This is a genomic window from Streptomyces telluris (genome assembly GCF_024519335.1).
GTDB lineage: Bacteria > Actinomycetota > Actinomycetes > Streptomycetales > Streptomycetaceae > Streptomyces > Streptomyces telluris.
In genome coordinates this window covers 21421-36720 of sequence record NZ_JANIID010000042.1, presented here as the reverse complement: position 1 = coordinate 36720, position 15300 = coordinate 21421, and the positions used below count along the sequence as shown (strand labels likewise).

Annotated in this window: 17 protein-coding genes; 5 read left to right on the top strand and 12 right to left on the bottom strand. The window is 73.1% G+C overall.

Annotation, left to right across the window (positions count from 1 at the left end; translation table 11 throughout):
- Positions 1-55 precede the first annotated feature (55 nt).
- Positions 56-544, top strand: a complete 489-nt coding sequence (gene bfr / locus NQU55_RS32050; protein WP_168091005.1) for a bacterioferritin — start codon at positions 56-58, stop codon at positions 542-544.
- Between the two features lie 17 nt (positions 545-561).
- Here bfr and NQU55_RS32045 read toward each other — a convergent pair whose 3' ends face one another.
- Both NQU55_RS32045 and NQU55_RS32040 read right to left on the bottom strand, forming a co-directional pair.
- Complete coding sequence (locus NQU55_RS32045) at positions 562-816, bottom strand: (2Fe-2S)-binding protein (RefSeq protein WP_168091004.1); 255 nt, start codon at positions 814-816, stop codon at positions 562-564.
- A 119-nt stretch (positions 817-935) separates the two neighbouring features.
- Positions 936-2285: a class II 3-deoxy-7-phosphoheptulonate synthase gene (locus tag NQU55_RS32040; protein ID WP_168091003.1), complete on the bottom strand. Its 1350-nt coding sequence runs from the start codon at positions 2283-2285 to the stop codon at positions 936-938.
- Between the two features lie 257 nt (positions 2286-2542).
- Here NQU55_RS32040 and NQU55_RS37220 point away from each other — a divergent pair, with 257 nt between their 5' ends.
- Entirely contained in the window at positions 2543-2599 is a 57-nt protein-coding gene (locus NQU55_RS37220; protein ID WP_168091012.1) for a trp operon leader peptide, read from the top strand.
- Between the two features lie 95 nt (positions 2600-2694).
- On the top strand, positions 2695-4662 hold the full coding sequence (locus NQU55_RS32035; RefSeq protein ID WP_168091002.1) for an anthranilate synthase family protein: 1968 nt from the start codon (positions 2695-2697) through the stop codon (positions 4660-4662).
- A gap of 118 nt (positions 4663-4780) precedes the next feature.
- Here the strand turns inward: NQU55_RS32035 and NQU55_RS32030 are convergent, their stop codons facing one another.
- Genes NQU55_RS32030 through NQU55_RS32015 form a run of 4 tightly spaced genes read right to left on the bottom strand, consistent with a single transcriptional unit; the run spans position 4781 to position 8580 of the window.
- Complete coding sequence (locus tag NQU55_RS32030) at positions 4781-5812, bottom strand: 6-phosphofructokinase (protein ID WP_168091001.1); 1032 nt, start codon at positions 5810-5812, stop codon at positions 4781-4783.
- Between the two features lie 41 nt (positions 5813-5853).
- A complete protein-coding gene (locus NQU55_RS32025; protein ID WP_168091000.1) occupies positions 5854-6546 on the bottom strand; it encodes a response regulator in 693 nt (230 codons plus the stop codon).
- Entirely contained in the window at positions 6543-7769 is a 1227-nt protein-coding gene (macS, locus tag NQU55_RS32020) for a MacS family sensor histidine kinase (RefSeq protein WP_240976093.1), read from the bottom strand. The genes NQU55_RS32025 and macS overlap by 4 nt, the downstream gene beginning before the upstream one ends.
- Positions 7770-7818: 49 nt before the next feature.
- The gene (locus tag NQU55_RS32015) at positions 7819-8580 is read right to left on the bottom strand and encodes a lysophospholipid acyltransferase family protein (RefSeq protein ID WP_168090999.1); all 762 of its coding nucleotides are present in this window, start codon (positions 8578-8580) and stop codon (positions 7819-7821) included.
- Between the two features lie 126 nt (positions 8581-8706).
- Between NQU55_RS32015 and NQU55_RS32010 the strand changes: the two genes are divergently transcribed.
- Complete coding sequence (locus NQU55_RS32010; protein ID WP_168090998.1) at positions 8707-9486, top strand: alpha/beta hydrolase; 780 nt, start codon at positions 8707-8709, stop codon at positions 9484-9486.
- Positions 9479-10060, top strand: a complete 582-nt coding sequence (locus NQU55_RS32005) for a hypothetical protein (protein ID WP_168090997.1) — start codon at positions 9479-9481, stop codon at positions 10058-10060. The genes NQU55_RS32010 and NQU55_RS32005 overlap by 8 nt, the downstream gene beginning before the upstream one ends.
- Positions 10061-10070: 10 nt before the next feature.
- Here the strand turns inward: NQU55_RS32005 and NQU55_RS32000 are convergent, their stop codons facing one another.
- The 6 genes from NQU55_RS32000 to NQU55_RS31975 form a co-directional block, all read right to left on the bottom strand.
- Positions 10071-10817, bottom strand: a complete 747-nt coding sequence (locus tag NQU55_RS32000) for an endonuclease/exonuclease/phosphatase family protein (RefSeq protein ID WP_168091010.1) — start codon at positions 10815-10817, stop codon at positions 10071-10073.
- 146 nt (positions 10818-10963) lie between these two features.
- Positions 10964-11905 carry an ROK family glucokinase gene (locus NQU55_RS31995; protein WP_168090996.1) on the bottom strand — a complete coding sequence of 314 codons (942 nt, stop codon included), beginning with the start codon at positions 11903-11905 and terminating at the stop codon, positions 10964-10966.
- Positions 11906-11962: 57 nt separating this feature from the next.
- Positions 11963-12424, bottom strand: coding sequence for a DUF5304 family protein (locus NQU55_RS31990; protein WP_168090995.1), 462 nt, complete (start codon positions 12422-12424; stop codon positions 11963-11965).
- A gap of 80 nt (positions 12425-12504) precedes the next feature.
- Positions 12505-13848, bottom strand: a complete 1344-nt coding sequence (locus NQU55_RS31985) for an ArsA family ATPase (protein WP_168090994.1) — start codon at positions 13846-13848, stop codon at positions 12505-12507.
- A 50-nt stretch (positions 13849-13898) separates the two neighbouring features.
- Positions 13899-14348 (bottom strand): SRPBCC family protein, encoded by a 450-nt coding sequence (locus NQU55_RS31980; protein WP_168090993.1) that lies wholly within the window; start codon positions 14346-14348, stop codon positions 13899-13901.
- Positions 14349-14416: 68 nt separating this feature from the next.
- Positions 14417-15178 (bottom strand): metallophosphoesterase family protein, encoded by a 762-nt coding sequence (locus NQU55_RS31975; RefSeq protein WP_168090992.1) that lies wholly within the window; start codon positions 15176-15178, stop codon positions 14417-14419.
- Positions 15179-15300: the final 122 nt, after the last annotated feature.

The window sequence follows — 15300 nt, the reverse complement described above, 5'->3', positions numbered from 1 at the left end:
GGTGCGAGGATGCGCGCAACCTGCCAGTCACCCTTGCTTGGAAGGAGCCTCTGCAATGCAGGGCGACCCCGAGGTCATCGAGTTCCTCAATGAACAGCTGACTGCCGAGCTGACCGCCATCAATCAGTACTTCCTGCACGCGAAACTGCAGGAGCACCACGGGTGGACCAAGATCGCGGCGCATACGCGCGCCGAGTCGTTCGACGAGATGCGGCACGCGGAGACCCTCACCGACCGGATCATCTTCCTGGAGGGGCTGCCCAACTACCAGCGGCTCTTCCACGTCCGGATCGGCCAGACCATCACGGAGATGTTCCAGGCCGACCGGCAGGTGGAGGTCGAGGCCATCGACCGCCTGCGGCGCGGGGTGGAGGTCATGCGGGCCAAGGGCGACATCACCTCGGCCAACATCTTCGAGGCGATCCTCGCGGACGAGGAGGATCACATCGACTATCTGGACACCCAGCTGGAGCTGCTGGAGAAGCTCGGCGAGGCGCTGTACATCGCGCAGTTCATCGAGCAGGAGAACGGCGGGGCGGACTAGCCGGGCCGCCCGGGGCGCTAGGCCGCCTGGGGCTGCGGCAGCGCGGGTATCTCGGCGCTGAGCACGCCGGCATCCCCCTGGTCGGCCAGCTCGCGGCGCGGGCACGCGCCACGGCCGAGGAGCGCCTGGATGCGGCGCACGCAGCTGCCGCAGTCGGTGCCCGCCTTGCTGGCGGAGGCTATCTGCCGGGGCGTGCACGCCCCCTTGTCCGCGTGCTCACGCACCTGCTGCTCCGTGATGCCGAAGCACGAGCAGACGTACACGCGGTTCACCGCCAACCGGATTGATCAATAAGGTAACCCTTACCTTACCCGGCCTGGTGGCGGAATAACAACGCCGTGGGGCGGGGATCACAGATTCCCGCCCCACGGCGCGCTCGTTTCACCGGCTCCTACTGGTCGCGGTACATCTCCGCGACGAGGAACGCCAGGTCCAGGGACTGGCTGCGGTTGAGACGGGGGTCGCAGGCCGTCTCGTAGCGCTGGTGGAGGTCGTCGACGAAGATCTCGTCGCCGCCGCCCACGCACTCGGTGACGTCGTCACCGGTGAGCTCGACGTGGATGCCGCCCGGGTGCGTGCCGAGGCTCTTGTGGACCTCGAAGAAGCCCTTGACCTCGTCCAGCACGTCGTCGAAGCGGCGGGTCTTGTGGCCCGAGGCCGCCTCGAAGGTGTTGCCGTGCATCGGGTCGCAGATCCACGCCACCTGGGCACCGGAGGCGGTGACCTTCTCCACCAGCTCGGGGAGGTGGTCACGGATCTTGCCCGCACCCATCCGGGTGATGAACGTGAGCCGGCCGGGCTCGCGCTCCGGGTCGAGGCGCTCGATCAGGGTGAGCGCGTCCTCGGCCGAGGTGGTCGGGCCGAGCTTCACACCGATCGGGTTGCGGATCTTCGAGGCGAACTCGATGTGCGCGCCGTCCAGCTGACGGGTGCGCTCGCCGATCCAGACCATGTGGCCGGAGACGTCGTACAGGTTCCCGGTGCGGGAGTCCGTACGGGTCAGGGCCGACTCGTAGTCGAGGATCAGGGCCTCGTGCGAGGAGTAGAACTCGACCGTCTTGAACTCCTCCGGGTCCGTCCCGCAGGCGTTCATGAAGTTCAGCGCACGGTCGATCTCGCGCGCCAGGGCCTCGTAGCGCTGCCCGGACGGGGAGGACTTCACGAAGTCCTGGTTCCAGGCGTGCACCTGGCGCAGGTCGGCGTAGCCGCCGGTGGTGAAGGCGCGCACCAGGTTCAGCGTGGCCGAGGAGGCGTGGTACATGCGCTTCAGCCGCTCGGGGTCCGGCGTGCGGGCCTCGGGCGTGAAGGCGAAGCCGTTGACGGAGTCGCCGCGGTAGGTCGGCAGGGTCACGCCGTCGCGGGTCTCGGTCGGCTTCGAGCGGGGCTTGCTGTACTGACCGGCGATGCGGCCGACCTTGACGACGGGCACCTGGCCCGCGTAGGTCAGCACGGCGCCCATCTGGAGCAGCGTCTTGAGCTTGTTACGGATCTGATCGGCGCCGACGGCATCGAAGGCCTCGGCGCAGTCGCCGCCCTGGAGCAGGAACGCCTCTCCACGGGCGACCGCTCCCAGGCGCTGGCGCAGCTGGTCGCACTCGCCCGCGAAGACGAGAGGCGGATAGGACTCGAGCTCGGCGATCACATCGCGCAGAGCCTCTTGGTCCGGCCATTCGGGCTGCTGCGCCGCGGGAAGGGAGCGCCAGGTGTTGCCACCGGCGTGGAGTTCAGCGTTCACGGTCACGCTCCAACCCTACGGGGTCGCGGCGGCTGCCCCGTCGCCGGACCGCACTTTGAGACATTTGCCGATACCAGGGCGAGACGCGCCCAAGACACGCCAGAGCCACCGCTCAATACCGGCCACCCCCGTACTGCCTCGCGACCGCACGCGGCACGGACGCCCCCACGCCCTCGCCCCACACTGCGGAAGCTTCCATTCCTACGGCCTGGCCTCGGCTGATACCCGCCGGTAGGGATCGTGCTTCGGGTAGGGTGCCCAGCATGTTCGCGCTGCAGACCCAGAACTGGTGGTGGACCGCTCATCCGGCGGCCCACTGACTGCGCGTACCACCGACGCATCGCGAAGGCCGCCCGAGGGGCGGCCTTCCGCATTTCCCGGGCCGTTCCTCCCCGCACCGGAAGGAACACCCCCCATGCCCAGCGACACCGCCGCCCTGCTCGCCCGGCTCACCGGCCCCGTCTGCCCGCCCTTCGCCCTCCTCCACCGCCGCACGCCCGGCCTCCCCCGGGGCGCCGCGGACGCGGCGGGCGCCCCCGCCGGCACCGTCGAGCTGCTCCTCGGCCCCGTCGAGGAGGTGGAGCGCCTGGCCGACATCCCCCTGCCCGCCGGCCGGCCCGGCGGCGGCCGCCCCGTCCACGACGCCCTCGCCCTCGTGCCCTTCCGGCAGATCCGCGAGCGCGGCTTCGACGTCCGCGACGACGGCACCCCGCTGGCCGTCCTGCGCCCCGAGGAGAGCCACGAGCTGCCCCTCGACGACGTCCTCGCCGCCCTGCCCGCCCACGCCGTCCGCGTCGAGGGCGGCGCCTTCGACACCGGCGACGACGCCTACGCGGACATCGTCCGGCGCGTGATCGACGACGAGATCGGCACCGGCGAAGGCGCCAATTTCGTCATCCGGCGGACCTTCGAGGGCGAGATCCACGGCTTCACCCCCGCCGACGCCCTCGCCCTCTTCCGCCGCCTGCTGGCCGGCGAGCGCGGCGCCTACTGGACCTACGTCGTGCACACCGGCGACCGCACGCTCGTCGGGGCCAGCCCTGAGGTGCACGTGCGCATGTCCGGCGGGACGGTCGTGATGAACCCCATCAGCGGCACCTACCGCTACCCCGCCTCCGGCCCCGACAAGGACGGCCTGCTGGCCTTCCTCCACGACCGCAAGGAGGTCGAGGAGCTGTCCATGGTCGTGGACGAGGAGCTGAAGATGATGTGCACCGTCGGCGACATGGGCGGCGTCGTCGTCGGACCGCGCCTGAAGGAGATGGCCCACCTCGCCCACACGGAGTACGAACTGCGCGGGCGCTCCTCCCTGGACGTGCGCGACGTGCTGCGCGAGACCATGTTCGCCGCGACCGTCACCGGCTCCCCCGTGCAGAACGCCTGCCGCGTCATCGAGCGCCACGAGCCCGGCGGGCGCGGCTACTACTCCGGCGCCCTCGCGCTCATCGGCCGCGACGCCGGCGGCGCCGCCACCCTGGACTCGCCCATCCTCATCCGCACCGCCGACATCGACCGCCGCGGGCGGCTGCGCGTCGGGGTCGGCGCCACCCTCGTGCGCCGCTCCGACCCGTACGCCGAGGTCGCCGAGACCCACGCCAAGGCGGCCGGTGTCCTCGCCGCCCTCGGCGTCCGCGCCCCGCGGCCGGACCGGCCCGCGGCGCCGGCCCCGCGGCTCGCCGACGACCCGCAGGTGCGAGCCGCGCTCGACGCCCGCCGCGCGGACCTCGCCCCCTTCTGGCTGCGCATGCAGGCCGTGGAGACCGCCGCCGCATCCACCGCCGCCACCGCCCGGCTGACCGGGCACGCCCTGGTGATCGACGGCGAGGACACCTTCACGGCCATGCTGGCCCACCTGCTGCGCACGTCCGGCCTGGAGGTGACCGTACGGCGCTACGACGAGCCCGGCCTGCGCGCGGCCGCCCTCGCCCACGAGGGCCCCGTCGTGCTGGGCCCCGGCCCCGGCAACCCCTCCGACGCGGCCGACCCGAAGATGCGGCTGCTGCGCGCCCTCGCGGCGGAGCTCCTGCGCGGCCACCGGCACGGCCTCCTGGGCGTGTGCCTGGGGCACGAGCTGATCGCGGCGGAGCTGGGGCTGGAGATCGTCCGCAAGGACGTGCCGTACCAGGGGGCGCAGGAGCGGATCGACTTCTTCGGGCGGCCCGAGACCGTCGGGTTCTACAACACGTTCACCGCGCGGTGCAGCGCTGCCGCGGAGGGGGAGCTCGCGATGCACCGGGTGGAGGTGAGCCGGGACCCCGGGAGCGGGGACGTGCACGCCCTGCGGGCCCCCGGATTCGCCGGCGTGCAGTTCCATCCGGAGTCGGTCCTGACGCTGGACGGGGCGGCGATCATCGCCGAGCTGCTGACGAGCGTCCTGGTCTGACCCGCCGCTGCGCGGCGGGACCGTCCCGCCCGCCCACCCGTTCACTCGGAGGGCAACGGCTCTCCGGTAACGGGCGGGTGGGCGGGCGACACCGCGCCGGAGGCGCGGGCACCGGCCGTCAGCCGAAGAAGACCTTCACCTCCTCGTAGCGCTCGACCGGAACGGTCTTCAGACGGGCCGTGGCCTCGGCCAGAGGCACGCGGACGATGTCCGTACCCCGCAGGGCCACCATCCGCCCGAAGTCCCGCTCCCGCACCGCGTCGATCGCGTGCAACCCGAACCGCGTCGCCAGCCACCGGTCGAACGCGCTGGGCGTGCCGCCCCGCTGGACGTGGCCCAGGACGGTGGTCCGCGCCTCCTTGCCCGTGCGCCGTTCGATCTCCTTCGCGAGCCACTCCCCGACGCCGGAGAGCCGCACGTGCCCGAAGGCGTCGTGGGAGGAGCCGTCCTTGAGGACGAGGTCGCCGTCCTTGGGCATGGCGCCCTCCGCGACCACCACGATGGGCGCGTAGCTGGCGCGGAAGCGGGAGGTGACCCAGCCGCAGATCTCGTCGAGGTCGAAGCGCTGCTCGGGGACGAGGATGACGTTGGCCCCGCCGGCGAGGCCGGAGTGCAGGGCGATCCAGCCGGCGTGCCGGCCCATGACCTCCACGACGAGGACGCGCATGTGGGACTCGGCGGTGGTGTGGAGCCGGTCGATGGCCTCGGTGGCGATGCCGACGGCGGTGTCGAAGCCGAAGGTGTAGTCGGTGGCCGAGAGGTCGTTGTCGATGGTCTTGGGGACGCCGACGCAGGGGATGCCGTGCTCGGCCCACAGGAGCGCGGCGACGCCGAGGGTGTCCTCGCCGCCGATGGCGACGAGGGCGTCGACCTCGTCCGCGGCGAGGTGCTCGCGGATGCGGCGGATGCCGCCGGGTTCCTTGAAGGGGTTGGTGCGCGAGGAGCCGAGCACGGTGCCGCCGCGCGGGAGGATGCCGCGCACGGCGGGGATGTCGAGCCGGGACGTGGCGCCGTGGAGGAGGCCGCGCCAGCCGTCCCGGTAGCCGATGAAGTCGTAGGAATGGTCCTGGACGCCCTTGCGGACGACGGCGCGGATGACCGCGTTGAGCCCGGGGCAGTCACCGCCGCCGGTCAGCACTCCGATCCGCATGACACTCTCCTTCAGCCGGAGGACGCCCGGCCGGGTCAAGGTCAGGCGTCGTCGAGACCTCGCTCTATCGCGTAGCGCACGAGCTCCACGCGGTTGTGCAACTGGAGCTTGCCCAAGGTGTTCTGCACATGGTTCTGCACCGTGCGGTGGGAAATAACCAGCCGCTCGGCAATCTGCTTGTACGACAGACCCTTGGCGACGAGGCGCAGCACCTCGGTCTCGCGGTCGGTCAGCCGGGGCGCCTTGGGCTCGTCGGGCGCGGCCGGGGCGGGGTCGGCGGCCAGCCGCCGGTACTCGCCGAGGACGAGCCCGGCGAGTCCGGGGGTGAAGACGGGGTCGCCCATGGCGGTGCGCCGGACGGCGTCCACGAGCTCCTGCGTGCTGGCCGACTTCAGCAGGTAGCCGGTGGCGCCGGACTTCACGGCCTCCAGCACGTCGGCGTGCTCGCCGCTGGCGGAGAGGACGAGGACGCGCAGCGCGGGGTTCTCCCCGACGAGCTCCTTGCAGACGGCCACGCCGGGCAGGCCCGGCAGGTTGAGGTCGAGGACCAGGACGTCGGGGCCGGCGGCCTTCGCGCGGCGCACGGCCTCGGGGCCGTCCCCGGCGGTCGCCACGACGTCGTACCCGGCGGCGGCCAGGTCGCGGGCGACGGCGTCGCGCCACATGGGGTGGTCGTCGACGACCATGACCCTCACGGCGTGCCCGGCGGGTGCTTCGGCTTGCGTTTCGCTCATCGCTGTTCTTTCCCGTTCCCCCGTGGAACCTTCAGTTCGACTTCCGTGCCCTGGCCGGGGACGGACACCAGCTCGGCGCTGCCGCCCAGGTCCCTCAGCCGCCCGCGGATCGACAGGGCGACGCCCATCCGCCCCTCCCGTTCGGCGTCGGCGAGCCGGCCCTCGGGGATGCCGGGGCCGTCGTCCCGCACGGTGACGATCACCTCTTCGGGCTCGTCCTCCAGCAGGATCCAGGCCCGCGCGCCCTCGCCCGCGTGCTTGCGCACATTGTCCAGGGCGGCGCCGACGGCGGCGGCGAGCTCGGCGGCGGCGGCCGCCTCCAGCAGAACGGGGGTGCCGGGCCCGGCGAAGGAGACGTCGGCGCCCGCGTGCGGGGCGAGCAGCGCTCCCACGTCGATGGGGCCGGTGGGGACCGGCGGTGCGGCCGCCGCGGCGCCGACCAGCTCCGCGTCCCCGGCCAGCTCCTCGGCGGAGCGCTGCGGGGGCAGCAGGCCCCCGGCGACCAGGGTGCGCAGGGCGATCTCCTGCTCACCGGCCATCCGGCCGAGCTCGGCCGCCTCGCCGCCGAGCGCGGCACCGCGCCGCTGCACCATGGCCAGCACCTGCAGGACGCCGTCGTGGATGTCGCGGGCGAGCCGTTCGCGCTCGCGGGTGGCGGCCTCGATGCGCAGGGCGCGGGCGAGGGTGCGCTCACTGGCGCGGGCGACCTCGACGATGTAGCCGATGGCGATGCTGGAGACCCACACCAGGAGCACGTTGTGGACGGTGTCCCGGGCGGGGCTGCCGCGCTCGGCGAGGTTGGCGACGGCCACGAGGGTGGAGCCGACGGCCGCCCAGCGCCAGCCGCCCTTGATGGCCAGGCCCAGTACGGCGCCGCCGGTCCATATGGACGGCAGGGTGGCCGCGCCGCCGTCGATGCGGGCCGGGGAGTCGACGACGGCGGTGACGAGGATTCCGGCGAGCGCGAGGGCCAGGTCGGCGATGAGGAACCGTTTCGTGCACCGCTCCGGCGCCGAGGTCCGGTTCCACGTGAGCGCCATCCACCCGGTGAGTACGCCCATGTAGAGGGCGCCGCCGAGCGGATGGGCGTACTCGTGGTAGTTGATGGCGAAGATCGCCAGGGCGTAGCAGAGCGTCAGAATGCGGTAGCCGGTCAGCGCGCGCCACAGCGGCAGCTCCACCGACATCCGTACGACGCGCGGCTTCCTGCTGCGCGGTGTCATCGACCAACCCCCGAGCCGGGCGCGCTGCGCCGCCGGCTGCCGCTCCCCTTTACTTTCCGCCCTGATCGGATGCCTTGCCGAGCCCGGCGGCCTTCGCCGCCTTCTCCTCCTCGGCCTTCCGCTTCGCCTCGTCCGCGATCTGCCGCTTGGCGGCGGTCGCGTAGATGTCCACGTACTCCTGGCCCGAGAGCTCCATGATCTTGTACATGACCTCGTCGGTGACCGAGCGCAGGATGAAGCGGTCGCCGTCCATGCCGTGGTAGCGGCTGAAGTCCAGCGGCTCGCCGATGCGGATGCCCGGGCGCACCATCTTGGGCAGCACCTTGCCGGGGGGCTGCACCTTCTCCGTGTCGATCATGGCCACGGGGATCACCGGCGCCCCGGACAGCAGGGCCACCCGGGCGAGCCCGCCCGGCTTGCCCCGGTAGAGGCGGCCGTCGGGGGAGCGGGTGCCCTCGGGGTAGATGCCGAACAGCTCGCCGCGCGCCAGCACGTCCAGGCCGCTCTTGACCGCGGCCTCACCCGCGCCGCGGGCACCCGAACGGTCGACGGGCAGCTGGCCCACGCCCTTGAAGAAGGCGGCCGTCAGCTTCCCCTTGACTCCGGGGGAGGTGAAGTATTCCTGCTTCGCGATGAACGTGACCTTGCGGTCGAGCACCGCGGGCAGGAAGAACGAATCCGAGAACGACAGGTGGTTGCTCGCGAGGATCGCGGGCCCTTCGGCCGGGATGTTCTCCAGGCCCTCCACCCACGGCCGGAAGGCAAGCTTCAGCGACCCGCCGATGGACACCTTCATAGCGCCGTAGAACAACCGAGAACCTCCTGTGTGTGACGAGGAGACCTTAACCTGCCTACCCGCCGTGCGGCGCTCCGCGTACGCTGAGGACCGGACCCTCTGTGTCCTCCCTTGCCCCCGTTCCACCGATCGGAGATCCCGGTGCCGCTCCTCCCCGGAGCCGAGCCGTTCCGCCATGAAGGCGGAGAGGTAGGCGTCCTCGTGTGTCACGGCTTCACCGGTTCCCCGCAGTCCGTGCGGCCCTGGGCGGACCACCTGGCCGGGCGGGGCCTGAGCGTCTCGCTGCCGCTGCTGCCCGGGCACGGCACCCGCTGGCAGGACATGCAGCTCACCGGCTGGCAGGACTGGTACGCGGAGGTCGATCACGCGCTGCGGGAGCTGAGCGAGCGCTGCTCGCAGGTGTTCGTGTGCGGCCTGTCGATGGGCGGGGCGCTCGCCCTGCGCCTCGCGGCCCGCCACGGGGACGCGGTCAGCGGCGTCGTCCTCGTCAACCCGGGCAACAAGGTCCACGGCCTGGCCGCGCGGGCCCTGCCCGTCGTGCGCCACTTCGTGCCCTCCACCAAGGGCATCGCGAGCGACATCGCCAAGCCCGGCGCCCAGGAGGTCGGCTACGACCGGGTGCCGCTGCACGCCGCGTACTCGCTGCGCCGCTTCTTCCAGCTGGTCGACGCCGAACTGCCCCAGGTCACCCAGCCCTTGCTGCTGATGCACAGCCCCGAGGACCACATCGTCCCGCCGTCCGACTCCGCCCGCATCCTCGCCCGCGTCTCCTCCCGCGACGTCACCGAGCGCCTGCTGGAGCGCAGCTACCACGTGGCCACCCTGGACCACGACGCCGAGCGCATCTTCGAGGACACCTACGCGTTCATCGGCCGGCTCTCCGGCGTCGGCTCCCAGGAGGGGGCGGCCGCCCGTGGCTGAGCGTGACGCGGGCCGCGACGAGAGCCGCGACCCGCTCGACGAGGACGCGGCCTGGGCGGAGCTCGTCGCCGCGTACGGGGAGCAGCCCGACCCCGCGACCGGCCGCTGGCCGGCCACGGGCGACGACACCGGCACCCCTGCGGGGGCCGGGAAGGACGCCCCGGAGAAGGACGCCACCGGGAAGGACGCCTCCCCCGAGCCCTCTCCGGCCCGGGAGGAGCCGCCGGGCAGCTTCATCGTCTACGCGCCCGGCGTCGGCCCCCGCGACTGGAGCACGCCGGAGCCCCCGCAGGACGGCGCGGACGATGCGGACGACCCGGCCGACGAGGGCCACTTCATCCCGCCCGAGCCGCCGCCCCTGCCCACCGGGGACGTCACCGCGCGCTTCGCCTGGATCGCCGTGCTGGGCGGCCCGCTGCTGCTCCTGATCATGGTGCTGCTGCAGCAGCCGCTCACCTGGTGGGTGACGACCCTCGGGGTCGGCGGCTTCCTGGGCGGCTTCGCCACGCTCGTCCTGCGGATGAAGGACAGCGACGACGAGGACGACGACCCGGGGCGCGGCGCGGTCGTGTGAACCGCCTGTCCTACGCGGCGGGCACCCGCAAAGCGGCCAGCACCGGCAGGTGATCCGTGGCTGCCCGGAGATCGCCTTCGGCGATGCCGGGCAGCCCCATGGGCACCCCGCACCCCAGCACCTCCACCCCCTCCGTCGCGAAGACGGCGTCGATCCGCTGCAGCGGATCGCCCAGCCGGGTGGTGTGCTCCCTCCCCCACGGCTTCGTCGCCCAGCCGTCCTGCAGGGCGTCCGCCAGCAGGCCGAAGGTGCGGCCGTCGGGGCGGTCGTTGAGATCGCCCGCGGCGACGGCGTGCGGCACGTCCATGGCGGCCAGCCGGTCGAGGAGCAGCCGGCCCTGTTCGTAGCGCTCCCAGTCCCTGATGCTCAGGTGGCAGCTGAGGACGCCGAGCCGGGCGCCGCCGAAGCGGAGCACGGCGGTCGAGAAGCCCCGCTGGTGGAGGCCGGGGGTGCGGGGCAGCAGGACGTCCTCGGTGCGCTCCACGTGGGCGCGGAGCGAGGAGAGGATCATCGGCCCGGAGGCGGTGGCGCCGCCCGCGACGTGGACGAGCCCGGAGGTCCGGGCGAGCCGGGCGGCGGCCTTGCGCCAGCGGAAGAAGCGGGGCGCCTCCTGAACGCAGACGACGTCAGGCCGGCAGGCCCGGATCACCCGGGCGAGGGCCGCGACGTCGTCGCGCATGGAGCGGATGTTGTAACTGAGCACGCGAACGACGACGGAGCCGTCGGGCTCCGTCGCCGACTCGGGCAGATCCTGCAGGCTTCCCGTCTCCACGCTTCCCCTTCCCGCCGCACCGGCGAGATCCGAGACGGCGATGTCCGGCGGTGCCGGGCCCGCCTGAGCCGGGTCCGGCACCACCGGATCACACCATCGTGGTCGATGTCCGCCGCGGCGGAAGAAAAACGCTAGCCCTGCCGGGCCAGGTCGGCCGCGCCGACGAGCCCCGCCTTGCCGCCCAGCTGTGCGGCCAGCACCTGTGCGTGCGGGCGCCACTGACCACCGATCAGCCAGCGCTTGAAGGACTTGCGGATGGGGTCGAGCACGAGGTCGCCCTCGTCCGAGACGCCGCCGCCGACGATGAACGCGGAGGGGTCGAAGAGCGAGGCCAGGTCGGCCAGGCCCGCGCCCGCCCAGCGGGCCAGCTCGCGGAAGGAGTCGATGGCGACCGGGTCGCCCTGCCGGGCGGCGGCGCTGATGTGCTTGCCCTCGATGCCCTCGACCGTGCCGTCGCCGAGGCCCAGCAGGATCGCGGCGTTCTCGGGGGTGGCGTTGGCGCGCTGCTTGGCGTAGCGGACGAGCGCGCGCCCGGAGGCGTACTGCTCCCAGCAGCCCTGGCTGCCGCAGCCGCACAGCAGGCCGTCGGGGACGACCCGGATGTGGCCGAACTCGGCGGCCACGCCGAAGCGGCCGCGGCGGAGCTTGTTGCCGATGATGATGCCGCCGCCGAGGCCGGTGCCCAGGGTGATGCAGATGACGTCGTCGTGGCCCTGGCCGGCGCCGAAGCGGTACTCGCCCCAGGCCGCGGCGTTGGCGTCGTTCTCGACGACGACGGGGAGGCCGACGCGCTGCTCGACCTTGTCCTTCAGCGCCTCGTGGCGCCAGTTGATGTTCGGGGCGAAGAGGACGGTGGCCCGCTTGTCGTCCACGTAGCCGGCGGCGCCGATGCCGACGGCCTCCACGTCGTGGTCGGCGCTGACCGTGCGCACCGCGTCCGCGATGGCGTCGATGACGCCCTCGGGGGTCGACGGGGTCGGCACTTTGCACGTCGCGAGGATGTTGCCCGCTTCGTCGACCACACCGGCCGCGATCTTCGTGCCGCCGATGTCGACGCCGATGGTGAGTCCCATGTGTCCCTCAGTTTTTCGCTCGAACCCCGCCGCGACCCACCGTACCGGAGCCGGGGATCAGTCGAGGTCGATGCGCTCGCTCCCGCCCTTGCCTCCGTCACCTTCGCCGGGTCCGGCGGGCTTTCCGGGGCGCTGTGCGGGCTCGTCGCGCACCCAGCGGGCCTCCTGGCCCCGGACCGCCGCGCGGTAGGCGGCCAGGAGTTCGGAGCCGGCGGAGGCGAGGTGGTCGAAGACGTCGGGGTTGCGCTCGATGACGGGCTCGACGACGGCCTTCGCCTGGGCGACGACCTGCTGGACGACGACCTGGGCGGAGCCGCCCCCGAGCGGCAGCTGCATGCCGGAGACCTTGTCGGCGACGGCGTCGACGAGCTTGCGCAGCTCCTCGGCGGCGGTGCCGGGCGGCGGCCCCTGCTGCGCGCGCCGGCGGGCGCGCTCGGCCGCGAGGTCCTCGGCGCAGGCCTCGCCCCAGGCGTCGGGGTCGGGCGCCTCGGGTGCGGGGCGCTCGGTGTGATCGCTCATGGCAGCGCCTCCTGGCTCCTGCAAACAGGGGTTTTCTCCGACGTTACCCGAAGGGTGGGGTGCCGTTCAGGCAGCGTCGTTCACGAGGGTCTCGGCCACAGGCCGGGGTCGGGGGTGAAGCGTACGCACAGCGCTCCGTCCCGCAGACCCGCGCCCGAGACGGTGCAGCGGCGCAGCGCGGAGGGCAGGGTCAGGACGCGGCGGAACGGGCCCACCCCGATGATGAGTTCGTCGCCGCGGCGCAGCAGGTCGAGGTCGCCGCGGTCGGCGCCGGGCAGCGGGAGGCGCCACAGCAGGACGCCGTCGGCGGCGAGGCGGTCCTCGACGGCCGGGTCCCCGGCGCCGCCGGTGCCGCTCCAGCCGTCGAGCTCGTCGGTGAGGCCGCCGCCGGGTATGACGCCGAAGCCGCCGGCCGAACCGTTTCCTCCTGCGGCGGCGACACCGATGGTGGTCGAGCGCGCCCGTGCGGCGAGCTCGGCGAGGTCCTGCGGGCCGCGCGGGCCGCGGCCGAGGTGCGGCAGCTCGCAGACGGTGACGCCGTCGACGAGGAACTCCTCGTGCAGGCTCTTGTGGGCGGCCAGCTGCTCGGCGACGAGGCCGGCGAGCCAGGGGTCGGCGGTGACCCCGCCGTCGGTCGCTCCGGCGCCGGTGACGCCGGGCAGCAGGCGGTTGGCGACGAGGGCGTCGACGCGGCAGCCCTGGAGGGAGAGGGCGGCGCGGGCGAGGCGCAGTTCGCCGGCGGCGAGCGGGCCGGGCTCGGCGACGAGCCGCACCGTCGTGCCCTCGGCTTCGAGGACGTCCTGGACGGCGGCGAGCTCGGCCTCCCAGCGGGCCGCGGTCTCGTAGAGCCGCTGCGCGGGCATGGGCACGCCGGCGAGCTGGGCGAGCACGGGGCGCAGGGCGCGGGCGGCCTGCCGCTCGGCGGGCAGCAGCCTGCGCAGGTAGCGGCGCAGCTGCTCGGGGAGGGCCAGCAGCCGCACCGTGGCGTGCAGGGGCGGCATGTCGGCGACGAGCAGGTCGTGGCCCCCGTCCGCGTGGGCGGCGCGCAGGGCGGTGAGGAGCGCGAGGGGCTCGGCGCCGGGGAGTTCGGTGAGCTCCTCGGGGTCGAGGGGGCTCGCGCCGAGCAGGTCGAAGAGGGAGGCGCCGCGCTCCTGCAGGTCGCGGGCGCGGTCCTGGAAGTGCTCGCCGGTGGCGATGCGGGCGGCGTGGAGGCCGGGCGTCACCTCGGCCGGCGGGCCCCAGAGCGCGCCGCCGCCCGCCTCCGGGGCGGGCAGGGCGGTGCCGAGCACGGCCTCGGGTGCGGGGCCGCGGTCGGCGGTCAGGAGCAGGACGCGCCGCCCCTCGCGGGCCGCGGCGAGGGCCGTGGCCGCCGCGGCGGTGGTGCGGCCCGCGCCGCCGGGACCGGTGACGAGGACCGTGCGCAAGGGGGGAGCCTCCAGCGGTGAACGTGCGTAAGGCGGTCAGCGGCGGGGGCTCAGGAGGCCGCGCCGCTCTCGACGCGCTTCTTGAGACCGTCGAGGGCGCGGTCGATGATGACCTTCTCCGCCTTGCGCTTGATCATCCCGAGCATGGGGATCTTGACGTCGACGGTGAGCTGGTAGGTGACCTCGGTGTGCTTGCCGCCCGCCGCGGGCTTGAGGCTGTAGGAGCCGTCGATCTGGCGCAGCATCTGCGACTTCACCAGCGACCAGCTGACCACATTCTCTTCCGGCCAGCTGTACGCCAGCACGTGGTCGTCCTTGATGGCGCCCGCGTCGAGCACGAGGCGCACCTGCGTGGCGCGGCCCTGCTCGTCCTTCTCCAGCACCTCGGCCTGCTTGACCTCGCCGGTCCACTCCGCGTAGCGGCCGAAGTCGGCGATCACGGCCATCACCTCGGCAGGGGTCGCCTCGATCGTGATGCTCGAGCTGGTGTGTTCCGCCATCTCCGTGGCTCCTCCGTACCGGTCCGCCGCCTGGGGTCTTGCCGCTGAAGGCTACCTCGCGGCGCCCGTCACCACTCCAGCACCCAGGGTGTTCCCGTGGAGGCGAAGTGGCCGACGTTGACGCATTCCGTCCCCCCGATCCGCATCCGGCGGGCGAGCGGCTGGTGGACGTGGCCGAAGAGCGCGTACCGGGGGCGCGTGGCGCGGATGGCGTCCAGCAGGACGGAGCTGCCGCGCTCGAAGCGCCGGGCGACGGTGTCGTAGCAGAGTTCGGGCACGTCGGGCGGGATGTGCGAGCAGAGGACGTCGACCTCGCCGAGGGCCGCGACCTTCGCCGCGTACTCCTCCTCGGAGACCTCGTAGGGGGTGCGCATGGGCGAGGGGAGGCCGCCGCCGACGAAACCGAAGACGAGTCCGCCGATCTCGGCCCGCTCCCCGTCGAGGACGGTCGTGCCCTCCTGGGCGAATTCCGGCCAGAGACGGGGGATGTCGACATTTCCGTATGTGGCGTACGTGGGCGCGGGGAAGGCGGCGAAGAGCTCGGAGTACTGCTTGCGGACGGCCCCCTCGATGGCGGAGTCCCGGTCCATGCCGTGCCACAGGCTCCGCGCCAGCGCACGGGCGTCGTCGAAGCGGCGCGCGGTGCGCAGCGCGACGATCCGGTCGGCGTTCTCCACGCCGAAGAGCTCGGGGAAGATGCCGCGCGAGTGGTCCGCGTAGTCGAGGAAGAGGACCAGGTCGCCCAGACAGATCAGGGCGTCGGCGCCGTCGCCCGCCCGGGCGAGGGCCGTGCTGTTGCCGTGCACGTCGCTGACCACATGAACCCTCATACCGCCTCCATGCCGATCACCCTAGGCGCTGCGGCGCGGCCTCCGGAAGGGCTGCGACCTGCGGTTACTTCTGTGGTTACTTCCGGGTCACCAAACGGACCGGCTAGGGTGCGGGGAGCAGT